The following is a 23,942-nucleotide window of genomic DNA, read 5'->3' as shown; positions in this document are numbered from 1 at the left end:
TTTTTATATTGGTTCTCTTAGTTTGCAGTGATTTGACGAGACTCGATGAGCTTTTTCCAGCGCGCATTCTCTTGCGCTTGATACTGCGCAAACTGCTCTGGTGTATTGGCTACTATCTCGTATCCAAGATCAACAAAGTTCTTTTTAACCTGCGGATCATTTAATGCCGCAATCACTGATTTATAGATTTTTTCTTTAACATCTGCAGGCAAACCTTTGGGAGCAGCAACCGCTTGCCAACCATATGCCACCACTTCCTTGTAGCCCAATTCTGCGAATGTGGGTACATTTGGCAAAACTGGTGAGCGCTTTGTACCTGCGATAGCGAGGGGGCGTAATTTACCAGCGTTAATGTATTGAATCACTGAGTTCACATTAGCAAACAGTGCGTCCAATTGACCTCCAATAGCATCGGTAATTGCTGGGCCGCCGCCTTTATAGGGAACATGCACCCCAGTCGTATTGGTTTGCTGCCAGAAAATCTCTGTACCCAGGTGATCTGATGATCCACTTCCAGAGCTCCCAAAAGAAAGTTTTCCTGGATTTGCTTTTTCTGCTGCAATTAAATCTGCCAATGTCTTATAAGGTGAATTTGCAGGCACCACCAATACATTTGGCGACTGTAGGCCTACGGTAATGTAATCAAAATCGGTGGCAGCATTGTAAGGAACACTTGAATACAAGTGCGGCGCAATGACCAGTGGACCCAAGGAGGTTACCAGCAAGGTGTATCCATCAGGAGCAGCACGCTTTACAAATCCAGCACCAACGGTACCGGTTGCACCAGGCTTATTGTCGATGATGACGCTTTGTCCTAATGAAGCCTGCATCTTAGGAGCAATCGCTCTAGCCATTTGATCGGTTGATCCACCCGGTGGAAATGGCACAACGAGCGTAATGGTTCTATCAGGCCATGCTGCCAATACCTTGAAGCAAAAGACCGTAGATATAAGAATGAGTGCTGCCTTTAGTTGATTTTTCATACTGACTCCTTATTCGGGCTGTATACCAGCATCTTTAATAATTTGACCCCAACGCTTTAACTCTGCATTTTGGAAGACTGATAATCCATCAGGGGTGCTCACGGAAACTTCCATGCCATTCTCTTCAACAAACTTTTTAACAGAAGGCTTTTTCATTGCTGATGTAAACAGTTCATTGATACGCTTAATCGTACCTGCGTCCATTCCTGCGGGTCCATACAAGGCGTTCCAGTGCGAGAACTCGTATCCAGGAAGTGAAGATGCAATAGTGGGTAATTTAGGAACTAATGGGGATTTAGTCAAACTGCTGACCCCCAGCGCTTTGAGTTTGTCATTTTTGACTTGCGGCAGACTGGTCGTTAAATCGACAATCATTAGATCTACTTGTCCGCCAACCAAATCCATCACCGCCAGAGGATTGGATTTGTAAGGCACATAAACCATCTCAGCGCCAGACATCTTTTCAAATAACTCAACTGCAACACGGGCCGATGAACTTCCTGCGCCAAACGTTAATTTACCAGGCTCTTTTTTGGCAAGCGCGATAAGTTCATTGACTGAATTGACTTTTAAGGAAGGATTGGTGACCAACAACATATAGCCTTGAACAAGCTTAGTAATTGGACTGAAGTCCTTGATCGGGTCGTATGGCAGCTTCTTGATTAGGTGTGGGTTTGCTGCTTGAGTGGTATTGGTTGTTACAAAGAGGGTGTAACCATCTGGCTTAGCATTAGCAACATATTGAGCTGCAATACCGCCAAATGCACCTGCTTTACTGTCTACAATGACCGCTTGACCAGTTTCCTTGGTAATTTCTGCACCAATGGCTCGCGCCAATCCATCGCTAGTGCTGCCTGGAGTGGAGCCGATGATGATCGTAATAGGCTTATTTGGATAGGGCTCTGCCTGAGCTAGTCCACAAATTAAAAATAGAAAAAATAAGAATGTTACTTTCATTAGATTGTGCGCCTTTAAGTAGTAAGACTCATTTCAGGTCGCTTGCCAGATAAAGCTTGCGCTAGACTATCAAGAACCATATTGCCCATCGCAGTACGCGTCTCCCAAGTTGCGCTAGCTCTGTGCGCTTGCATTACTACTGAATCATTCTGTAGTAAGGCCTCTGGCACATTGGGCTCATCTACAAATACATCAAGACCAGCACCCGCAATTTTTCCAGCCTTTACAGCCTCAACTAAATCCACCTCGTTCACTAATTTGCCGCGGGCGATATTAATTAAGAATCCGTCTTTTCCTAACGCGTCTAGAACTTTTGCATTCACAATACCTTCAGCTTTATCTGCTGCAGCACAAAGAATCAAAGCGTCACTTTGATGCGCAAGCTCTATCAAATCTGGCACAAAGCCATAAGACAAGTCATCCATTTTCTTGAGATCGGTATATTGAATTGGACAGCCAAATGCAGCGGCTCGTATTGCAACAGCACGCCCTACTCGACCCATTCCAACGATGCCTACACGCATACCACTAAAGCGACGTGATAAGGGTATTGCAGTTGGGGATGGAAATTTCACCCAATTCCCTTCGCGTACAAAGCGATCGCCCGCACAAATTCCACGACAGCTTGTAAGCAAAAGACCGATTGCTAAATCAGCAACATCCTCAGTTAAAGCGCCAAAGGTTGCAGTGACATGAATGCCACGACTCTTTGCATATGCCATATCAACTGCATCAGTCCCGACGCCATTAACAGCAACTACCTTCAGATTCGGTAGTCTTTCCATAAGGGCCTTACTAATTCCAGTATGACCACCACTCACAACACCGTGCACATCTGCAGCATGCTTGGCTAGAAAAGCTTCTTTATCATCAATCTCAAAATACTTATGAACCTCATAAAGCTCATTGAGTTTTTGACTAACAGATGGAATCAAGATTGGACTGAGTTGTAAAACAGTTGGCTTCATCTTCATTCCTTAACCACGACCAACAAATGGCATAGCACTTGCCATGACGGTCATATTGAGCACATTGGCTGAAAGCGGTAATGCCGCAATATAGCGCACAGCATCCGCCACATGCTTTACATCCATCATTGGCTCTGGCGCTAGTTCGCCATTTGCCTGAAGGACGCCTTTAGTCATACGAGCAGACAATTCGGTTAAGGCATTGCCGATATCAATCTGGCTGGCTACGATATTGAACTTTCTGCCATCTAAAGCTATGCCTTTTGTGATTCCAGTTACAGCGTGCTTACTTGCCGTATAAGGAGTTGTGTAGAGCCTAGGGGTGTGGGCAGAGATGGAACCGTTATTAATGATTCTGCCGCCTTGTGGATTTTGTTTTTTCATCAAGCCAAACTCAGCACGCGCACAGAGGAAAACACCAGTGACATTCGTATCAATCGCGTTTTGCCATTTCTCCAAAGGCAGCTCATCAATCGTGACTGCAGGAGCATTAACGCCTGCGTTATTGAAAGCCACATCGAGACGACCGTATTTTTTTTCGATTTCAGCAAAGAGGTTTTCTACACTAATCGGATCACGCACATCTACAGAAACAGGATAGGCTTCTTGACCCATCTCTTTTGCCAATTGCGCCACCTCTTGAAGAGGCTCTAGCCTTCTGCCTGCCAGTACTACCTTAAATCCATCTGCCAGTAAGCCCAAGGCAACAGCCTTGCCAATACCACTTCCAGCGCCAGTGACTAATGCAATTCGTGAATTTGACATGTTTAGTGCTCCGTATTATTGAGGACCCATTTTTTTAATCAGCGCTGCTAATTCTTCAACTTCGTTTGGCTTGAGATCAACTAGTGGCGCGCGGACTGGGCCAGCATCATGCCCAACAATTTTTGCGCCTGCCTTAATGATGCTGACGGCATAACCAGGATCACGATTACGAATCTGGAGGTAAGGCATAAAGAATTCTTTTAACAAATGGTGTTGCGTAGCCATATCGTCTTTAGCCACAGCATGGTAGAAATCCATTGCCGTTTTTGGAATGAAGTTAAATACTGCTGATGAATACACAGGGGTGCCTAAAGCCTTATAAGCTGCTGCGTAGACTTCAGCAGTTGGCAATCCACCCAAATAAGAGAAGCGGTCACCCATTCTTAAAAAGATCGATGACATGATTTCAATATTTCCAACGCCATCTTTAAAGCCGATCAGATTAGGGCAACGATCTGCCAAAATTGCTAAAGAGTCCGGAGTTAACTTAGTGACATTTCGGTTGTAAACAATCACACCAAACCTCACGCTTTTGCAAACCGCTTCAACGTGAGCAATTAAGCCTGCCTGGCCTGTTTCCATTAAGTAGTGTGGCAACAACAAAATGCCATGAGCACCTTGACGCTCTGCTTCTTGTGCGCATTCAATTGCAAAACGCGTGCTACCACCTGCGCCAGCAATAATGGGCACCTTTCCCTTACAGGTCTGAACTGCAGTCTTAATAATCTCTGGATATTCTTTTCCATCCAACGAGAAGAATTCGCCGGTACCGCCTGCTGCAAATAATGCAGTTGCACCATAGGGCGCCAACCATTCAAGTCGCTCCGCATATCCTTTGGCATTGAAATTTCCATGCTGATCAAAGTCAGTCACTGGAAATGACAACAAACCTTCGGAAACAATCGACTTTAGATCTTGCGGATTCATACTTTTTCCTTTGATGGATGTTTTTTGAGTTTAATGGTAGCGCTACCAATTTAGATCAAATGTTAGCGATACCAAAGAATCTTGTCAAATGATTTATTTAAGGGTTTTTACTAAGGACTAGGCTGTGTCGCGCTCGATAATAGAGAAACCGACATTCACGATAGGCTCCGAAACTTCCCTACCTTCTGCTCTATCCATGAGATATTGCGCAGCCAATTGACCAATTTTCCCGCCATTAATACGAACCGTAGTTAAAGAAGGCAGCATATCGGCTACAAATGGAACATCTCCAAAACCCATCACTGCGATTTGCTTTGGCACATCAATTTTTTGCGACCTAGCCTCAGTTAAAGCGCCTAAGGCTAACAAATCAGAACTACAAAATACTGCATCACTCCGCGGTGCATGCTTAAGAATTTTGGCCATTGCATCACGACCACTGCGAATAGAGCGCTGGTCCCCAACGTTTACTACATAAGGATCTGGTAACCCCGCCTCAGTAACTGCAGCTTTAAATGCTAGCGTTCTACGATCCGCACGTTCATCTTCAGCGCGAATGATGGCGAACTGTTTTCTGCCCTTACCCAAAAGGTATTTAGCGACCGCCAAGCCAATATCTGTATGGGAGAAACCAATGAGCATATCGATTGGAGTAGGCGTTAAATCCCATGTCTCTACCACTGGAATACCAGATGCCATGAGTCGGGTTCGCCCTTTACCTGGTTGCATGACACCAGTTAAAAAGATGCCATCAGGACGTCTACCAATGACCGAATCCAAGAGCAATTCTTCACGATCTGCTGAGTATGCAGATTGTCCAAGCATGAGTTGATAGCCAGCATCAAAGAGCGTGTTATTTAGCGCCTCAATTGTTTCGTTAAAAACTGAAATCACTGTACTAGGCACAACTGCAGCAATAAGCTTGCTTCTAGAGGATGCCAATCCCCCAGCCATCCTATTGGGGACATAACCCGTCCGCGCTACCGCCTCTTCCACCCGCTTTAATAGCTCAGGCGAAACCTGTTCTGGCTTATTAATAGCCCTAGAAGCCGTGATTGGCGAAACGCCAGCAAGCCGAGCTACGTCATGAAGCGTGATGGCTCCGCTGCTACGGCGACTGCGTTTACTTTCGTTTTCACTCATAAAGGTACTTGCAAGCTAAATTTGATAGCGCTATCATTTATGCCATAATCTCACAAAATGTATTTCATGCCAACTCATAGGACCTAGTGATGATACCGCTGACAATCACCATGACCGACCGCGATAACGTAGCCATTGTTGCTAACGACGGGGGTTTGCCGGCCGGGACAAAACTCCCATCGGGACTGACCTTGCGTGAGCATGTTCCCCAAGGCCACAAAGTTGCCCTAGTTGATTTACCCAATAATTCCCCCGTCATTCGGTATGGCATACCGATTGGGTATGCAGCTCAAGATATTCCAGCAGGCAGCTGGGTTAGCGAGCATATTCTGAAAATGCCTGATGCTCGTGGATTAGATAATCTTCCAATCGCCACAGTCAAGCCTGCATCAATGCCGCCGCTTGAGGGCTACACTTTTGAGGGCTATCGTAATGCAGATGGCTCAGTTGGAACAAGAAACATATTAGCCATTACCACCACTGTTCAATGTGTATCAGGTGTAGTTGACTATGCAGTACAGCGAATTAAAAACGAATTACTACCTAAGTACCCTAATGTAGATGACGTGATTGGCATTGAGCACACTTATGGGTGTGGAGTAGCAATTGATGCAGTTGGTGCCGATATTCCGATTCGGACCTTACGCAACATTAGCTTAAATCCCAACTTCGGCGGCGAAGTCATGGTTGTCAGCCTTGGATGTGAAAAGCTTCAACCTCAAAGATTACTACCGCCTGGCAGCATTCCGATCAGCAGCAATTCGGCTTCTGATGGTTTAGATGTCGTATGTCTTCAAGACGAAGCTCATGTTGGCTTCATGTCTATGATTGATTCGATTATGAAAAATGCTAACGAGCATTTGAAAAGACTCAATGCACGTAAGCGAGAAACGGTTCCTGCAAGTGAGCTTGTCGTAGGCGTTCAGTGCGGTGGCAGTGATGCTTTTTCAGGTGTGACAGCAAACCCTGCTGTAGGCTTTTGCACTGATCTTTTAGTTCGCGCTGGCGCAAGCGTAATGTTTTCTGAGGTAACTGAAGTGCGTGATGGCATCGATCAACTCACCTCGCGAGCCACTACACCAGAAGTTGCTCAAGCGATGATTGATGAGATGGCTTGGTATGACGCTTATCTCAAACGAGGTAAGGTCGATCGAAGCGCTAATACCACTCCCGGCAACAAAAAAGGTGGTCTCTCTAATATTGTTGAGAAAGCGATGGGCTCGATTATTAAGTCGGGCACATCTCCGATTTCTGGAGTGCTCTCACCTGGAAACAAGCTTAAACAAAAGGGGCTTATCTTTGCCGCTACTCCAGCGAGCGATTTCATTTGCGGCACCTTACAGTTGGCGGCGGGGATGAATCTACATGTCTTTACTACTGGCCGCGGAACTCCTTATGGCTTGGCTGCTGTGCCAGTTATTAAGGTGGCTACTCGCACCGATCTAGCTAAGCGCTGGAATGACTTAATGGATATCAATGCTGGCAAGATTGCCGATGGCACTGCAACGATTGAGGATATCGGCTGGGAAATGTTTCACATGATGCTAGAAGTAGCTAGCGGTCGTAAGAAAACTTTTGCAGAGCAATGGAAATTGCACAATGCAATTTCATTATTTAACCCTGCTCCAGTGACCTAAGATCAGTATGCTACCCAGCAAACCTTACTTAAAACAAGTTGATGTGCAAAAGATCCTAGATGCCGCAGATCAATATGCGAGTGAAAAAGGTCATATTGTTGCAATAGCAGTTTGCGATGACGGCGGGCATCTTCTTGGGCTAATTCGCCGTGATGGTTGTCAGCCGCTTTCTTCTTATTTTGCACAAGAGAAAGCAAGGACTGCAGCAATGGGTAGACGCGAAACCTTGGTTTACGAGGAAATGATTAACCAGGGTCGACAAGCTTTTTTGTCAGTGCCACACCTCTCTATGATGCTAGAGGGTGGGGTCAATATTGTGATCGATGGGCATACCGTTGGAGCTGTTGGGGTATCCGGCGTAAAGAATATGGAAGATAGTAATACTGCCAAAGCAGGAATCGCAGCCATTCTTTAATGAGGGGGTCCTCAATCAATATGCAAGATTGAGGAATAATGTAGCAATGAGTACCCCACCCCTGCTACCTTCCAGAATTCCTTTGTGGCTTACGCCCTTAAAAATTCCCGTATTTCGTGCGCTTTGGACTACTTGGCTAGTAGCCAACGTCTGCATGTACACCAACGATGTAGCTGCAGCATGGATGATGACATCCTTAACCACTTCGGCAACATTAATTGCCCTTGTACAAACTGCTGCAAATTTACCTGTTCTTCTACTTGGGCTTCCTAGCGGAGCGCTTGCAGATATTCTGAATCGAAAACATTTTTTAGTCTTTACGCAGCTATGGCTTGCTATTAATGCAACCCTCTTGTTTGTGTCTTCTGTATTTAACTTACTGAATCCCATTTTTTTATTGCTACTGACATTTATCAATGGTGTGGGTCTTGCAATGCGATGGCCTGTTTATGCTGCGATTGTTCCTGACTTAGTTCCGCGCGACAACTTACATTTAGCCTTAGGTCTTAATTCGATCGCCATGAATGCCTCGCGCATTTTGGGCCCATTGATTGCAGGTCTCATCATTGCTGGAATTGGCACTGAATACGTCTTTGCCTTAAACATGGTGCTGTCATTAGCGATGACGACGATAGTGCTGCGCTGGAAGAATGAGAGCTACATTTCCACCCTTCCGGGCGAGCGCTTCTTTGGCGCTATGCGCGTGGGTGCGCAATATGTTCGCCAATCAAAACCGATGCGATCGATTTTGATTCGGTCATTTTTGTTCTATATGCAGTCTTCTAGTCTGCTTGCCTTATTGCCAGTCATCGCAAAATCCCATTTTGATGGAGATGCAAATACATTTACCCTACTGCTGTCCTGCTTAGGGTTTGGCGCCATCATTGTTGGCTCTCAATTGAACTACTTACGCGATAAATTTACGCCTCAACAGATGGCAAGCTTTGGAATTATCTTCCTTTCCATTAGCTCTGCAGGGGTAGTGCTTGTGCCAAATCTTTGGTACGCAGCCCCGATCATGGTTTTAAGCGGTATGTCCTGGTTTAGTGTTGGCAATACACTCAGCACAGCCTCTCAGCTCTCTTTACCAAACTGGATTAGAGCGCGAGGCATGTCTTTCTACCAGATGAGTCTGATGGGCGGTAGCGCACTTGGGGCTTTTGTATGGGGAAAGATTACCAACTCTACTGACGTCACTACTGGCGTAGTAGCAAGTGCAATCTTTGGAATCCTTGCATTGCTCCTGATTCGCAAACACCGCATTCATGGTCATGAAGCAGAAGACCTATCGCCTGTTTGCCCTATCGAGAGACCCCACCCCTCAAGAGATATTGATCCTCACGAAGGGCCGGTGATGATTTCCATTGAATATCACATTCGCAAAGAGCAAGCTGATGTCTTTAGAAAACTCATGGCCAAAACAAGGCGCTCACGTTTAAAACAAGGCGCTCTTTCTTGGAGCCTATTTGAAGACGCTGAGCATGCTGGAAAATTTTTAGAGTATTTCGTATTTGAAACTTGGGCCGACTACCTTAGGCGCTTTGATCGATTCACTGCAGATGATTTAGCCATGCAAGAAGAACGTCATCGCCTGCATATTGATTCTAGTCCACCCAAACTCACTAGACGAATTGCGACGCAATTAAAACAATAAAGCGAGATTACTCTCGCTTTATTTTCTAGATACCATGAATATTATTAGGTAATTACCTTACTCATCCTTCATATTGGCACTCTTCACAATTGGCTGCAGACGTTTTCTTTCTTCATTTAAGAATTTGATGAAGTCTGCTTGTGAGCCAGGCGCTGGTTCAATCCCTTGTGGAATTAAGCGAGATTTAAGTGCATTGGTATCTAATGCTGCCTGAATTGCTCCATTCATCTTGGAGATGATTTCAGGTGATGTGCCTTTAGGCGCAAAGAGGCCTGCCCAGTGGCCAATAAAGATGTTTGGATAACCTAACTCTTTTGTCGTTGGCACATTTGGTAAACGGGTAATGCGTTTATTCCAAGTAGAGGCCAATGGTCTGAGCTTGCCACCTTCAATTTGCGGAAGCACCACTACGCTGGCCTCCGATGTAGCATCAACTTGCTTAGATACCACGGCAAACATACCTTCGGATCCACTTTTGTAAGGAATAATTTCATAATTACCCCCGCCCGCGTACATCTTGAGCATTTCAGCAACAAAGTGTGGTGTGCTACCAGAGCCTGCAGTTGCAAATGTTACGCCTGGTTTGCCTTTGGCTTTTGCAAGTAGGTCTTTAAAGTTCTGAATCGGTGAATCACTATTAACTACGATGATTGATGGACTTACTGCCATCATGCCAACAGGTACTAAGTCGTCAATTTTGTAAGGCATATTGCTGCGAAGCATCGGGATGGTCACTACACCACCAGCAGCAGAGACATAAAATGTATAACCATCAGGCGCACTCTTAGCTACATAGTCAGCACCTAGCACCGAACCGGCCCCCGGTTTATTTTCAACAATCACTGGTTGGCCCAATTGCTTGCTTACACCCTCAGCAACTGCGCGCGCAACCAAGTCATTTGCGCCCCCAGGTCCAAAGCCTACGACGAACTTGATCGGATGATTTGGCCAAGGATCTGCGGCAAATGCTGAGCCGCCAATCAAGATACAAATAACTGATAGGGCAATTTTGAGTAATGTCATTTTTAGCTTTCTCATGAGGTTTCTATCCATCTTAATATAGTTAGCTTTGGCCACCCCAAAAGAGCAAGGGAATAAGGAATCCGTGATTTCCTTATTCCCTCCTACTTTTTAAACCTACTGCGATTTACTGCTACTACCAATTCTTTACTGATAGCGACGATTAAATCCTTGTCTTGTTTCACTCTCATGACGCTTGGTGTTTTTCAACACTGCGCAGTAAGACAGGACCATGATCACTGCCAATGAGATGCCGTTAAAGTTATTCATCAAGTTGCTTAATGTGTTCATTTATTTTCTCCTGGTTTGCTATTGCTGATTTGCTATTTATTACTGCTATGTATTAAGGTTAGTGGGTCAAAAGCTCATCAAATGAGCTAGTGAAAAATAGTGCTGCTTGGTGTTGTTTTTCATATGTTTCCTTGCTTCCTTACTTATCTCGCCACCGGTAACTCATCCCACTTGGTGGTGTAGTTCGGTGATTTATTGTTAGATCTCATTTGCCAAACTTCTTTAGTACTATTGGTACCAGCCGCTGCAGATCTGATCACGGCATTACCAAAGCGGGTATTGATTACATCTACCGCTTTCATCAGGCTGGCTGACTTGCCTTTGCTTTCCACATCCTCAAAGAGCGATTGCTGAATCGTTGGCTTATCGCTAATGAGATTGAGAATGACTCCCGCCTTCTTGTAACGAAAGTTTGGTTGATAGATTTGCTTAAGACCTGCTAAGGCCGCGTTGGTTAATGTCAGCGTGTTATCGCTTGCATCTGTTAATGGAATAGTGATGCTTTGATGATGCTGTGGCTCATGCTGCTTAAATGGGTTTGTTTGAATAAACACCGTCAGGGCGCCCGTCACACTGTCTTGGCTTCTGAGTTTCTCTGCGGCCCGTGCTGCGTGGGTGGCAACCGATTGCGCAAGCTCTGCTTGGCTGGTAACCAGCTTGCCAAAGCTACGCGAGGCAATGATTTGTTGCTTAGCTGGCGCCACTTCTTCTAACTTGAGGCAAGAAGTTCCACGCAACTCATAACAGAGGCGTTCCATCACCACGCCAAACTCTTGACGCATAGCCTGTGGTGATGCTTGTAAGAGATCAAACACACTATGAATATCTTGGGCTTTGAGTTTTTTGGCAATTTGTCTACCAACGCCCCACACTTCCCCTACCTCCGTCTCACTCATCCATTGATAGAGCTCTTCTTTACTCATGACATTGACATCACATACACCAGAGAACTGTTTGTATTTTTTAGCTAAGTGATTCGCTAGCTTAGCCAAGGTCTTGCTTGCGCCAATACCAACACATACTGGCAAGCCAGTAATGTCTTTGACTTTTTGCCGAATACCTTGACCTAGCTCGATCGTATCTTGATATTGCTTTAAGACCGTCTCGATTTGTAAGAAGCTCTCATCAATACTGTAGACCTCCAGATTAGGCGTAAAGCCCCGTAATACCTGGACTACACGGTTACTCATATCACCATATAAGGTGTAGTTTGATGAGTAGGCTTGAATGCCATGCTTTCTGGCAAGTGCTTCCATCTGAAACCAAGGTGTACCCATCTTCACGCCAAGTGCTTTGACCTCAGCGCTACGCGCTACAGCGCAACCATCGTTATTGGATAGCACCACCATCGGCACTTCTTCTAACTTTGGCTGAAACACTCTCTCGCAAGAAACGTAGAAGTTGTTCACGTCAACGAGCGCAAATAATGGGTTCATGATTTATTGCCTTTGCCATATCTTGTGCTCGCATTGCTGTACTTGCGCACTACGCCAACCACGACACCCCAGATTTGCAATTCACTACCCTCACTAAAAGTGATGGGTTGATAGCTAGGATTTTCGGGTTGCAATTCAATGCGGCCACGCAATTGATAAAGGCGTTTAATGGTGTACTCACCATCGACTACCGCTACAACGATGTCTTTATGTTTTGGCTTGAGGGCTTTATCGACAACCACCTTGTCGCCGTCACAAATGCCCGCGCCCAACATCGAATCCCCCTTCACGGTGAACATGAAGGTCGCTGGCTTGTTTTGGACCAGATAATGGTTCAAATCTAGGCCATCCTCAGCGTAATCTGCCGCCGGACTGGGAAATCCTGCTGAAATCCGGTGACTTAAAAGCTTGAGCTCATAGGCGGCAAAATGACCTGCCAAGGCTTGTGGTGCCTGGCTTAGAGTTAATTTTGGGGAGATCATTTCTTGCGTCATAGTCATTAATATACTGTATGTTTATACAGTATATGTAAAAACCGCAAAAATGGGAGTGTTTTTGTTGTTTTGATGCTTTAAGGGGTGTTTTGGGGGGCTTTTAGAGGGCCCGTCTACTCATAAACCCCAAGCCTTAGAGTCTGTTTTTATGGGGAAGCACCCCCATAATAGGTCTAGCAATTTACTGGCATTCCGATACAACCGATCACGGTGGGGGAGACAAATGACGCTGTTTAAGATTGCTTCAATTCCAGGCGATGGAATTGGCAAAGAAGTAATTCCTGAATGCGAGAAGGTGTTAAACGCCTTAAGCAAAAAACATCCTGAAATTGCTTTTGAGTTTGAACACTTTGATTGGGGTGGTGACTACTACCGCAAACACGGCGTCATGATGCCCGAAGATGGTCTTGATCCTTTGCGATCTAAAGATGCCATCTTGTTTGGTTCAGCTGGTGATCCCAAAATTCCAGATCACATTACTTTGTGGGGATTGCGTTTAAAGATTTGCCAAGGCTTTGACCAATATGCAAACGTGCGCCCTACCCGCATTCTTCCTGGTATTGAGACGCCACTGCGCAATTGCAAGCCCGATCAACTCGATTGGGTCATCGTGCGTGAAAACTCCGAAGGTGAATACTCTGGCTTAGGCGGTAGAGCACATCAAGGCCATCCGATTGAAGTGGCTTCCGATATGAGCATCTTGACCCGCGTTGGGGTTGAGCGTGTACAACGCTATGCCTTTAAGCTAGCGCAATCCCGCCCTCGCAAGCATCTCACCGTCATTACTAAATCCAATGCGCAACGCCATGGCATGGTGATGTGGGATGAGATTGCCGTGCAAGTTGCTAAAGATTTTCCGGATGTGACTTGGGATAAAGAGTTAGTCGATGCTGCTACCGCACGCATGGTCAATCGCCCAGAATCTTTAGATACGATTGTCGCGACTAACTTACATGCCGATGTACTGAGTGACTTAGCTGCTGCATTAGCTGGTAGCTTAGGCATTGCACCGACTGGCAATATTGATCCAGAGCGTCGCTACCCTTCGATGTTTGAACCTATTCATGGTTCTGCTTTTGACATCATGGGTAAAGGTCTTGCCAATCCTATTGGCACCTTCTGGTCTGCCGTCATGATGCTCGACTTCTTAGGCCAAAAAGCCTTGGGTGCTAAGTTAATGTCCGCCATTGAAAAAGTGACTGCCAATCCGAAGTTGCATACTCGTGATTTAGGTGGCACTGCCATGATGAGCGATGTCACCAATGCCGTGATCGAGGAGATTTCCAAATGAAAATACTTCGCCTACTAAGCATTGCACTGCTGGCATTCGGTTTGCTATCCACAGCTCAGGCACAGCCCTTCCCAGACAAAACAATTCAGTACATCATCCCCTTCCCGCCTGCTGGCGAGTCTGATTTAGTGGCACGCTATCAAGCAGAGATCTCTGCCAAGAAATATAAGCAGCCGATGGTGGTGATTAATCGTGCAGGTGCAGGTGGTGCTTTAGCCTGGAGCGCGCTCAATACCTATCCTGCTGATGGCACAACGGTAGTCGGTGTCAATATTCCGCACACGATCTTGCAACCTTTACAAGAAGGTATTCAGTACAAGACTGAAGACATTAATGCGATCTACTACTATCACTTCACGCCCGATGCCTTAATGGTCTCTGCAGATAGCCCTTATAAGACCTATCAAGAATTTATTGCCGCTGCCAAGAAAGAACCCGGCAAGATGTCTTTAGCAGGCTCAGCCCAGTTCTCAGCCAACCACATGGCAGTGGAGCGTTTAAATAAATTGGCTGGCGTCAAAATTAATTACGTACCTTTTAAAGGTACGGGTGATTTGATTACGGCTTTGATTGGTATGCACGTTGACGGCGCGATGGGTTACTTGCCATTAGCCATTCAGCAAAAAGGTAAGGTGCGCACACTGGCAATCGCTACTGAGAAGCGCAACCCTGCTCTGCCCGATGTGCCAACCTTTAAAGAGCTAGGTCTGAACTGGGTCGATGGTGCCTATCGCGGTGTTGCAGTACCAAAATCCACCCCACTGATCTTGCAGCAGAAGATGTCTGACTACTTTGCGCAGCTCAATGCTGATCCTGAGACCAAGAAGAAGCTAGAAGAGTCTGGATTTGTATTGGTAGATGTGCCATTAGCAAAGATGCCTGCTTTCATGAAAGAGAAAACAGCGCAGGCCATGGATGATGCTAAGAATGCAGGAATGATTAAATAAATCTTGCTGCTCTGTACCTTTAATAAAAAACCACCGAATCTAGTTTAACGAAGCGGTGGTTTTTTATTTGGGTCTAGCAAAAAGCAAATGCCAGTATTGCGGGGTCATCCAGAAATGCATTGGAGAGGTAAACACTAACTCGGAAGAGCCAAGGGTTTACGGTCTCAATAATTTCTGAAAAATATTCCATGGCACTATTGTAATGGCTACTTAACCCCCTAGGAAGTCAGACTTACCAATCTCTACGCCGTTGTGGCGCAGAATGTTGTACGCAGTGGTCACATGAAAGTAAAAGTTTGGAATGATCCAAGTCAGCAGGTATTGCTCACCTACAAACTCAAAGTTCCACTCTTTAATCGAGAACTTAATCTCTTTTGCTTCGGTGCCATCGACCTGCGCAGGCTGAATGCCGTTGGCAAAGGCGATCGTTTTGGCAATACGCTCTTGTAGCTGCGCAAAAGTCGTTTCATTGTCATCAAACTTGAGTGGCTCAACGCCAGCTAAACGCGCCATGCCGTTTTTCACCTGATCACAAGCGATTTGCACCTGCTTTGCGAGCGGGAACATATCGACAGCGAGACGACTGCCCACTAATACTGTGCCATCAATGTTCTTGGCCTTGGCGAACTCTTCACCCTTCTTCAAAATATTCGACAGGTTGCTCAGCATCTTGGTGAGCTGCGGGATAGATGCTTGGTACATTGACATTGCCATAAGGATTTTTACTTTCTGTATTGAATAGTTATTTTTAATTACTAAATTACTTGATTAGACATCGTCCATAAAACCACCGCCACTACCATTGTCATCCCAAGAACTTGAGCCGCCATCGTCCCAAGAGCTTGCATCATTTACTCCGAAGTTAGGCGCATCAGCTACTGGACCACCCACTTGGTTAAAGTCATTGTTGACATTGGGGTTGGCGTGTTGACCGCCACCCATGAGGTGACTTGCTAATGCCTCACCAGCAACCATGCCAGCACCCAGTGCTGCGCCAGTTGCCAAACTTCCCATTAAGCCACTTCCCATTCCTGATGCGGGTGCACCAGGATAACCAGGAGGATAAGCACCAGGGGCACTAGGGGCACTAGGGTATGGCCCATTAGCGGTTGGTGCGTTATAGACCTGAACTGGATCAGGACGCTTTCTCATGAAGAACACCACGCCTGCGATCAAGATCGCAATCAAGACCCAAAACAATGGGCTACTAAAGATTGAACCTGCACCCGTATTGGTATGCGCCGGCACAGCACCTGCACGCAACTCTGCTTGTAATCGTTGAACAGATTCTGGTTGAGCAAACGGTAGGCCAGGTGCTAAGTTCTCTGCTTGCACGAATGCGCTTCTTGCAGCATCTAACTTACCTTCCCTTAAATAGAGTTCAGAAGCAATGTAATGTGCCTTGGCGCTATTGGGATGGTTCTGCAAAACCTCTTTCATCATGGCATCAGCTTTAGCAAGCTGCCCCGATTGAATGGCTTGAGAAACCTCAGGCAAAGTTGCTTCTGCTAACGCAAGATTGCTTGTGAGCAATAGAGCGCTAGCAACAACGCCAATAAATGACTTCAGTACATTACGCATCTTCATCATGACTCCTTGTAGGATGTTTCACTGCGATTTTTATTATCACCAGTTTAGGTATTTTTACTATTCCCTAGTTATATGGGGGCTTTTAAGGGAAATTCAAGATGTATAACCCTTTAACTTGCACGCTCTTTCCTGATACAATATTAACAAATTTGTTATCATTAGTGTGATGACATATTCCATTATTTATATCAGCCAAGAGGTTCAGGAAGACATTATGAATCTGCCCTCAACATTAAAAGCACGCTATATATGTTTGACTGATCGAATGATGGAATATGGGCCCAATTTAGGCTTACCACACACAGATGCTTTTGGTGGCGGACTATTTGAATTGCGATTAAAAGGAGCTGAAGGTATTGCAAGAGTCTTTTTCTATACCCTGGTCAAGCAAGAAATCGTAATGCTTCATAGCTTCATCAAAAAGACTCAAAAGACACCAGATAAAGAAATAAAAATTGCTAAGCAGCGAATGAAGGAGTTAAACAAATGACAACCAAAAAAACTAAACCCTTAAGTCACAAACAATTAGTAAGCAGAATGCTCAAGGATCCTGCCGTAAAAGCAGAGGCGGATAAACTGAATCGTGAAGAATTTGCGATTCTAGATGAAATACTCGCTGCCAGAAAAAAAGCAGGGCTCTCCCAAGCAGAAATTGCGAAACGTATGGGGACGCAGGCCCCTGCGATTGCAAGACTAGAAAGCTCCTTAGCTAGTGGCAAACATTCTCCAAGTCTAAATACCCTCAGAAAATATGCGGCTGCTTTAGGCAAAAGGATTGAACTTCATTTAGTGTAATCCTCATGCTAGATAAAAATTACTTAAGCTCTTTGATTTCGCCTAAGGAAGAAATTAAATAGGCCTTATTAGGCTTGTCTTTGCGAATACGGCTGAGTTCAGCTTGGTAGTTTTTGAGCTGCGTGCGATATTTTTCGTACTTCTCGCTATCAACTTCCGGAATAGTGAGCTTGTAATCGATGATGGCGATATAGTCATCTAACTCAACCAAGCGATCCATACGATAGCTCTTACCTTCTTTGTTTGCGATATCCAGCTCATTCCAGGCGGCGATCCACTGACCTGAAGTGAGATATTTTCTGAGCTCTGGCGCTGCTAATACTCTCTTTGTGCGCTCAAGCACTTTTTGCGCATGAGCTTGATCAACGCCTAGCCAATTCATAAGCTCTTGTTCGCTTGGCATCGAAGGTTTGCTTGATTGATTGGAATCTGGGGTGAGGAACTCAAGCAGTTTATGGAAATGCGTACCCTCTTCTAAAATCTCTGGGTCGGGCTCAGCCGCTTGATCCTCTTCACCTGCAAATACCTCTACCGTGATACCGCTCTCAATATCATGCAGTAATTGAGTGTGACTTTCTTGCGCAGGCTTCCACTCCAAGACAAAATCTTCGACCGTACCTTCTGAAGCATTTTTTGGCTTAGCCTTGGTACCCTTGGCTTTGCTTGCCAGCTCTTGCGCAACTGGATAGATTGCCAATTCAGCAGCACTGGCTTTGCCATACCAAGAGGCCTTATCTAGACCGTCAGGGTTGGCTTTTGTAGGCTTCTGAGCATCACCACTAATCCACAGGCCTTGACGAGCACGGGTCATTGCAACATAAAGCAAGTTCCAGTTTTCATTTTCACCAATACGCCTCTCTTCTTCGTTGATTTCAACGCGTGGACTCGTTAATGTTTTAGATGTGAAGAGAGAAAGATGCGAAGGGCCCTCCTCTTCTGGTGACCAATCAATCAAAACACCGCTGTGGTCTACATTGGTATCGGTATTATTGGCATCTAACATGATCACAAAAGGTGATTCCAATCCTTTTGCTCCGTGAATCGTCATTAGGCGCACTCGTTTGTGGCGATCCTCTTCTGACATCTCACTTTCTTCATCGACATCCACCAGATTGTCATCACTTGCCGCATCTACATCACCTTCATCAGGCGTTTCATCATCATCGCCACGACGCTTAGCATTAATTTCTTGAATAAAGCGACTTAAGCTTGGGTACTGACCGCCGTCTTGATTCAGCGCGACCTCTAAAAATGCATCCAAGTTTGCCAACACTTGTGGGCGATCAATCTCTTGACAGACGGCGGCGTATTTAACGCGTACATCACCCTCTTGATAAATGCGATCAAGCAAGTCATGCACCGGTAGGCGTTCACCCAAGAGGTGCCAGTGTTTAAGATACCGTGCGGCGACCTGCAAACCGGCGTCCTGACTGTTTTGCAAGGCATCCCACCAAGAACGATATTGACCAGAAGTCATGGCGACAGCTAACTGCTGCATTTGTTTTTCTGAAAAACCGAAGATTGGACTGCGCAGAACCTGCGCTAGTGGCAAATCATGGCGCGGCGTTACCAGCACTGTTAATAACGCAATCAGATCATCAATCTCTAAGGTATTTAATAGGCCACCCAAGCGTGAGCTCTCATATGCAAGGTCTGCCTCACGCAATGCTCTTTCATATTGGGGTAAAAATTTGCGACGCTTTACCAGCAACAAGAAATCACTCGCTCTAGCCTCTCGCCAAATTTCTTTACCGCCTTCTTTGTCTGCTACTTTTCGCGTAGCGATGATTTCCTTGATCAGACGCGCAACCAATTCGCCCTCTTGCTGGCGCTGCACTACAGAAACCGTCTCACTTGAGTCTGCAATCGCTTTATCAAACGCACTGCCTTCTCGCACTTTTTCCTGTTTCTCCGCATACGGTATTAAGGGGAGTAAATAGATCTCACCCTCTTTGGCATACGACTCTGCAGGCATATGGTCTGCAGGGCTTGTCCATAGAGTTTCTTGCTTGGTATAGGGATACTCTGGCGGAATCTGCTCGCCCTTAAAGATCTTATTGACTGCTTTATTAATTTGACCAGCGTTGCGGCGTGTTTTGTCTTGCTCAATATAAGCAGCACCTAAGTTCTGATGTAAAAACTGTCTCGCACTGACGAACAATCTCGGATCGGCGCGGCGGAATCGATAAATCGATTGCTTTGGGTCACCCACAATAAACACTTTAGGCTTTTCATCACCTTCGCTATAGCCCGCCAACCATGCGCGCAATATTTGCCATTGCAATGGATTGGTATCCTGAAACTCATCAACTAGAATTTGCTTGTACTTCGCATCTAAGCGGGACTGGAGATAAGCTGCATTAGCAGAATCGCCCATCAACATGCTGACGCCAATCTCCAAATCATCAAAGTCACGCACGCGCATATTTTCTTTGGCGGCATTGGCATGCGCCATCATGGATTGATTCAAAGCAAACCAAGCATCATTGATTGCAAGGACATCTTGCTCCGCTTGCCAGAGGAGAAAGTCCTCAAAAGCACGGCCCCAAGTCTGTTTGATGGCGATATGCTCGGCAATGCGGTCTACCATGCCCTCATTAGTCAAGAAAGTTTGCAATACGCTTAAGGCGCTATCGTTACCTGCTCGGTACTTGACTGGGTCTTTGGTTAGAAAAACATTTTGCAAAGTAGTAGTAATCTCCATCACATCGCCACCACGTCTCTTGCATGCAATGGCTGGCAATAAGCTTGGCAAAAGTTTTTGATCATTTGCACTGCTATTAGCAAAGCATCTTTCTAGAAACTCCAGGTCAACCAAAGCGTTTGGTGCATTCCACTGCGCTAGCAATGGATTAGGTAAATTGAGTTTTTGTAAGGTTTGCTTTAGACGCTCAATTGGACTAATACCTGTTTGCTTGCATTCTTTTGCAAAAAATGTCCAAGCGCCTCTTTGTTTAAAGAGACTGCTTCGTCCCATTAAGAGTTTTTGAGTTTCGTGAGAACCAAGATGTTTTAGCAAGACGTCGTAATGCGTTTTGAGTTCTGGCGTGAGATCGCCCCACCAGTCATCAAGACATTCTTCTTGCAGGCGCTTGGCATCTTCACGCAACATAAAGCCCGGCTGGATGCCCAAGGACACTGGGGCTGCGCCCAATAATCTGCCAAACCAGCCATGAAAGGTATCAATCACAATCGGCTGTGGGTTTGCCAACACCTGCTCATAAAGAGCTCTGGCCCTTGTTAAGGATTGCTTCGCTTGCTCTGACTCCATACCTCTAGCAGTGAGCTCTTTCATTAAAGAGTCATCATCACTTTTTGAGAACTGCTCCAACAATCCATACAGACGATCGCGCATCTCTTGCGCGGCTTTGCGTGTAAAGGTTAATGCCAGAATTTCTTGTGGCTTAACATCGTCCAGCAAGAGTCGCACCATGCGCGCGACCAATAACCAAGTCTTACCGCTACCCGCACAGGCAGAAACAATCACTGAGCGCTGTGGATCGCATGCAAGCTTTTCTGAATAGGGTTGCTTCTCTGGAAGCAGGTTTATCTTATCGCTCACCAAATACCCTTCCTGCAAATACCACGTGCTTCACAGTACTGGCACACACCCTCAGGCGCAAAAGCTTGCATGGTTTTCTTGGCCCAAAGTTGCTCTACATCCTCAGTAATTTGGTCAGAAAACTGTTGCATCATGGCGGGCATATCTGCCACCTCTTGACCGCGTAATGCCTTTTGATCGCCCTTAGAAAGGTCGGCTTTCAGAGCCACCCACTCTGCCTGTTGAACCTGATGGCCAGTGATTTTATGGTTTTCTGCGCCTTCATTTGCAGCACGGGCATAGATCAGTAGTTGCGGATCATCCATAAGATGTTGTGCGCGCTCTTTGACTCGCTCAAAGCGTTGATTTTTGTAATCAATCACTGAGGCAAGCTTATTGTTATTGATATTCACGTCATAGCGATCAGCAAAGCCTTCGATCCGAATGACTTTAGGATTGCCTTGCGCATCTTCAAACGGCAAATCAAAACCTACTTTAACTTCACCATCAAAATATTCCCAGCCCGCTTGCTCACGCTGTAATTGCCAATCTACAAAACTCGGAATCTGTTTTTGCCAATCCCTTAGTGTGCCCATCACTCTGGCATCGCCCTCAATCAAAGAGGCGAACTCTTGCTCCGAATGAAGAAATAAGCTCTTTTCCATCCAAGCACGTCTTTGCTCTTGATCTGTTTTGATAGCAGGATTGGTATGCTCCTGAGTTTTCAGGGCTTGATAAAAACGCTTCAGGAGTTTGTGTAAGGTTTGTCCAGCTAATGACGCATCAAATCCTTCATCAAAGCCTTTGTTCTTGCGCAAGCCCAATAAGCTGCGGACGTAATAACGATATGGGCAATCCCGCAAAGCCTTATAAGCACTAGGGCTCATCGATAACGGCATCGGCAGCTCTTCTTCGAACTGCGCTACTGCCATATCCATCGGATTTGCTTCAAAAGCGCGTTTTTTCAATTGAGTTGGAACAGCTTCCCACCCAATTTGGTTTTGCAATCGTTGTATCCACGCAGACGGTCGTAATGGTTCGCCGTTATTGCTCTTGCTTTGCCAGAGCAAATCCACACTAGGACAAGACACCAGTAATTGGGAAAGGTCTCTCGCCTGCTGCACAAACTGCATAGCAATAGTAGAAGTCCTTAAAAGTTGATTGAGCGCATCAGAGAAAAATAATGGTGGCTCTGAATAGGCTGGGAGTTGTTGTTCATCACAACCCACTACCACTACCGCCTCAAAATCACGTAAACGTGTTGAGCTCAATGGCAAGATACTCAATGTTGCTTTTGCTTCCTTACCCGCTTCTTGATAGCTTGCACCCTCAACCACCGTTTTAAGCAAACTGAGCCATTCGCTCAAACGAATCGGCGTCTCTTGATACGCAGTCTTACTTAAATCAAACGCTTTGAGTACTTCTAACAACTGCTTGCCAGCCGAGTCTTGATCCAGGCTGTGTGCCATGCCAGTGGCTTGCAGATTGACCTGCAGCAGCGCGTAAGCCTTCTTGCAATCGACCTTGAGGGTTAACCACTCATGGTGACGCTCTCTGAAAAACTGCATGAGCTCTAATAAAGCAGTACTTGGCAAGTGAGTTGAAGTCTTAGTAGCATTATCTTGTGCACCCTCAATCGCCAAATGGAACGTTTTCCAACCAGACTCTGCTTTGCTAGCCACTAGAATATCTTCAAGCTCTGCAATGAGTCCAACACAAGTATCTGGATCACGGTTGAGAATTTTTCCTAGATCCAAAAATGGGTTTTGTAAAAACTCAAGTAATGCTTTTGCACTTGGGCCATCTTTGGGTGCTCTGATTAATTCCAACCAACTATTTAGCGCTGCTGCTGCACGAGTGGTCGACAACTTCCAGCCGGTCTCATCGCGGATATTTAACGCGGGACCTAGTCTTGCAAGCAGAGCGCGCGCCCTTCTTGCTACCAAGCGATCTTGTGCCACAAGCGCTAACTTCGTTTTATTGTTAATGAGATGTTGTTCAATTGTTTTGGCAGCAGCCCAGGCTAATTCTTCGAAACGCTTGGCTGAGATCAGACGCCACTCTGCACTTTGTGCGCACTTGGCATTCGTAAGTGCTTTTGCTTGGGCATCTTCAGCGCTAATAGCCTCTGCCCATAAACCCACATCGCGCCAATCCATCTTCACTTCAATCACAGGGGCATGCTGTGCATAGGAATTCAGTAAGCTGCCAATAATCTCTTGATCAATGAGTGTCGGATCAGCCGTCTCCACCCAAATCAATGGTCTTGCTTGATTTGCTTTTTGTGCAATTGCCTCAAGATGCGCAGCCATTGCAAACTGATTACGAAAGACTGGGTCGCTCAAGTTCGCGGTATATCGCCAGAAGGTCAATAAGACTTTAGTCTCCTGATCCACAACCTTGCGCGCCATACCTGAATAGACTTTGGCAACCGTCGCATCCAATAGCGCTTGCGCCTCAGCAAGTGATGTCTCGCCGATTTTGCTCTGCTTGACTTGATCTGCCTCCATCCATGTGTGAGTCTGTTTTTGTAACTGCGGACTAATTGCTTTGGATAAGGTGTCACATGCTTCCACAATTGCTTGTGCTAAACCCCAAGCACCAGTCTCACTTTCTGCCTTGAACCACGCTTGCAGTTCTTTGTGATTACGCAAAGTGGAATAGACGCCCAACCATCTCTCAAGATCAGATTGCTTCTTTGGAAACTTCCATGCACCTGGAGCCGCTTCTAACCAATCCGCAAAACTGATCACTTGTGGCAAGAAGGCAATTTTGGGACCAAGAACTGGTGGTCGATGTTTTTCAAGTGCTGCCCTGACTCCAATTAATGGACCCGCAGTACTGAGCACCACTAAGGGGCGTTGCTGAGTTTGCACTGCACAATCCCAAATACCTTTGGCCAACTGCTCAAGCGCGCTGGCATCGGGCGTGATTGCCCATGACTGCACTTGCTTTTGATCAGAATTGGCGGGGAACGGAAAAGGCATTAATTGAGTAATTTATTTATTTTGAGCAGAATGTTTCGCTTATTGCTAATATAAGCGCTGTAACGCAACAATTAAACAAGTCGCTAAATAAGCCTAAATAA

General features: G+C 45.8%; 21 protein-coding genes. 7 read left to right on the top strand and 14 right to left on the bottom strand.

Annotated features, from left to right (window positions below; all coding sequences use genetic code 11):
• Positions 1–17: 17 nt before the first annotated feature.
• The 6 genes from A8O14_RS03725 to A8O14_RS03700 all read right to left on the bottom strand — a co-directional run bounded on the left by A8O14_RS03725 (position 18) and on the right by A8O14_RS03700 (position 5,743).
• Positions 18–983 carry a Bug family tripartite tricarboxylate transporter substrate binding protein gene (locus tag A8O14_RS03725; RefSeq protein ID WP_068948288.1) on the bottom strand — a complete coding sequence of 322 codons (966 nt, stop codon included), beginning with the start codon at positions 981–983 and terminating at the stop codon, positions 18–20.
• A 9-nt stretch (positions 984–992) separates the two neighbouring features.
• Positions 993–1,940, bottom strand: coding sequence for a Bug family tripartite tricarboxylate transporter substrate binding protein (locus tag A8O14_RS03720; RefSeq protein ID WP_068948287.1), 948 nt, complete (start codon positions 1,938–1,940; stop codon positions 993–995).
• Between the two features lie 14 nt (positions 1,941–1,954).
• Positions 1,955–2,908 carry a 2-hydroxyacid dehydrogenase gene (locus A8O14_RS03715; protein WP_068948286.1) on the bottom strand — a complete coding sequence of 318 codons (954 nt, stop codon included), beginning with the start codon at positions 2,906–2,908 and terminating at the stop codon, positions 1,955–1,957.
• 9 nt (positions 2,909–2,917) lie between these two features.
• A complete protein-coding gene (locus A8O14_RS03710) occupies positions 2,918–3,673 on the bottom strand; it encodes an SDR family oxidoreductase (RefSeq protein WP_068948285.1) in 756 nt (251 codons plus the stop codon).
• 15 nt (positions 3,674–3,688) lie between these two features.
• Positions 3,689–4,600, bottom strand: coding sequence for a 5-dehydro-4-deoxyglucarate dehydratase (kdgD, locus tag A8O14_RS03705; protein WP_068948284.1), 912 nt, complete (start codon positions 4,598–4,600; stop codon positions 3,689–3,691).
• Between the two features lie 117 nt (positions 4,601–4,717).
• On the bottom strand, positions 4,718–5,743 hold the full coding sequence (locus A8O14_RS03700) for a LacI family DNA-binding transcriptional regulator (RefSeq protein WP_068948283.1): 1,026 nt from the start codon (positions 5,741–5,743) through the stop codon (positions 4,718–4,720).
• An 89-nt stretch (positions 5,744–5,832) separates the two neighbouring features.
• Between A8O14_RS03700 and garD the strand changes: the two genes are divergently transcribed.
• From garD to A8O14_RS03685, 3 genes are read left to right on the top strand one after another with little or no spacing between them, the layout of a single operon-like run.
• Positions 5,833–7,380 (top strand): galactarate dehydratase, encoded by a 1,548-nt coding sequence (gene garD / locus A8O14_RS03695; RefSeq protein WP_068948282.1) that lies wholly within the window; start codon positions 5,833–5,835, stop codon positions 7,378–7,380.
• Between the two features lie 7 nt (positions 7,381–7,387).
• Positions 7,388–7,795 (top strand): GlcG/HbpS family heme-binding protein, encoded by a 408-nt coding sequence (locus A8O14_RS03690; RefSeq protein WP_068948281.1) that lies wholly within the window; start codon positions 7,388–7,390, stop codon positions 7,793–7,795.
• 46 nt (positions 7,796–7,841) lie between these two features.
• Positions 7,842–9,449, top strand: a complete 1,608-nt coding sequence (locus tag A8O14_RS03685) for an MFS transporter (RefSeq protein WP_068948280.1) — start codon at positions 7,842–7,844, stop codon at positions 9,447–9,449.
• Positions 9,450–9,506: 57 nt separating this feature from the next.
• On the opposite strand, the gene A8O14_RS03680 is transcribed toward A8O14_RS03685, so the two are convergent.
• From A8O14_RS03680 to A8O14_RS03670, 4 genes are all read right to left on the bottom strand, one after another.
• Positions 9,507–10,487, bottom strand: a complete 981-nt coding sequence (locus tag A8O14_RS03680; RefSeq protein ID WP_068948279.1) for a Bug family tripartite tricarboxylate transporter substrate binding protein — start codon at positions 10,485–10,487, stop codon at positions 9,507–9,509.
• A gap of 129 nt (positions 10,488–10,616) precedes the next feature.
• Positions 10,617–10,760: a hypothetical protein gene (locus A8O14_RS11855; protein WP_191904669.1), complete on the bottom strand. Its 144-nt coding sequence runs from the start codon at positions 10,758–10,760 to the stop codon at positions 10,617–10,619.
• Between the two features lie 143 nt (positions 10,761–10,903).
• Positions 10,904–12,196 carry a Y-family DNA polymerase gene (locus tag A8O14_RS03675; protein WP_068948278.1) on the bottom strand — a complete coding sequence of 431 codons (1,293 nt, stop codon included), beginning with the start codon at positions 12,194–12,196 and terminating at the stop codon, positions 10,904–10,906.
• A complete protein-coding gene (locus A8O14_RS03670) occupies positions 12,193–12,696 on the bottom strand; it encodes a LexA family protein (RefSeq protein WP_082913092.1) in 504 nt (167 codons plus the stop codon). The genes A8O14_RS03675 and A8O14_RS03670 overlap by 4 nt, the downstream gene beginning before the upstream one ends.
• Positions 12,697–12,913: 217 nt before the next feature.
• Between A8O14_RS03670 and A8O14_RS03665 the strand changes: the two genes are divergently transcribed.
• Positions 12,914–13,981, top strand: coding sequence for a tartrate dehydrogenase (locus A8O14_RS03665; RefSeq protein WP_068948277.1), 1,068 nt, complete (start codon positions 12,914–12,916; stop codon positions 13,979–13,981).
• The gene (locus tag A8O14_RS03660) at positions 13,978–14,928 is read left to right on the top strand and encodes a Bug family tripartite tricarboxylate transporter substrate binding protein (RefSeq protein ID WP_068948276.1); all 951 of its coding nucleotides are present in this window, start codon (positions 13,978–13,980) and stop codon (positions 14,926–14,928) included. Before A8O14_RS03665 ends, A8O14_RS03660 begins: the two co-directional genes overlap by 4 nt.
• A gap of 210 nt (positions 14,929–15,138) precedes the next feature.
• Here A8O14_RS03660 and A8O14_RS03655 read toward each other — a convergent pair whose 3' ends face one another.
• Both A8O14_RS03655 and A8O14_RS03650 read right to left on the bottom strand, forming a co-directional pair.
• Positions 15,139–15,642, bottom strand: coding sequence for a DUF1993 domain-containing protein (locus A8O14_RS03655; RefSeq protein WP_068948275.1), 504 nt, complete (start codon positions 15,640–15,642; stop codon positions 15,139–15,141).
• 54 nt (positions 15,643–15,696) lie between these two features.
• Entirely contained in the window at positions 15,697–16,515 is an 819-nt protein-coding gene (locus A8O14_RS03650; RefSeq protein ID WP_068948274.1) for a tetratricopeptide repeat protein, read from the bottom strand.
• 169 nt (positions 16,516–16,684) lie between these two features.
• Between A8O14_RS03650 and A8O14_RS03645 the strand changes: the two genes are divergently transcribed.
• Both A8O14_RS03645 and A8O14_RS03640 read left to right on the top strand, forming a co-directional pair.
• Positions 16,685–17,008: a type II toxin-antitoxin system RelE/ParE family toxin gene (locus A8O14_RS03645; RefSeq protein ID WP_068948273.1), complete on the top strand. Its 324-nt coding sequence runs from the start codon at positions 16,685–16,687 to the stop codon at positions 17,006–17,008.
• Positions 17,005–17,313: a helix-turn-helix domain-containing protein gene (locus tag A8O14_RS03640; RefSeq protein WP_068948272.1), complete on the top strand. Its 309-nt coding sequence runs from the start codon at positions 17,005–17,007 to the stop codon at positions 17,311–17,313. Before A8O14_RS03645 ends, A8O14_RS03640 begins: the two co-directional genes overlap by 4 nt.
• 19 nt (positions 17,314–17,332) lie before the next feature.
• Here A8O14_RS03640 and A8O14_RS03635 read toward each other — a convergent pair whose 3' ends face one another.
• A complete protein-coding gene (locus A8O14_RS03635; protein ID WP_228385105.1) occupies positions 17,333–20,875 on the bottom strand; it encodes a UvrD-helicase domain-containing protein in 3,543 nt (1,180 codons plus the stop codon).
• Entirely contained in the window at positions 20,872–23,841 is a 2,970-nt protein-coding gene (locus A8O14_RS03630) for a PD-(D/E)XK nuclease family protein (protein ID WP_068948271.1), read from the bottom strand. The genes A8O14_RS03635 and A8O14_RS03630 overlap by 4 nt, the downstream gene beginning before the upstream one ends.
• Positions 23,842–23,942 lie beyond the last annotated feature (101 nt).

The organism is Polynucleobacter wuianus (genome assembly GCF_001659725.1).
Taxonomy (GTDB): domain Bacteria; phylum Pseudomonadota; class Gammaproteobacteria; order Burkholderiales; family Burkholderiaceae; genus Polynucleobacter; species Polynucleobacter wuianus.
The sequence above is the reverse complement of the archived record's forward strand: the minus strand, read 5'-3'. Positions and strand labels throughout refer to the sequence as shown.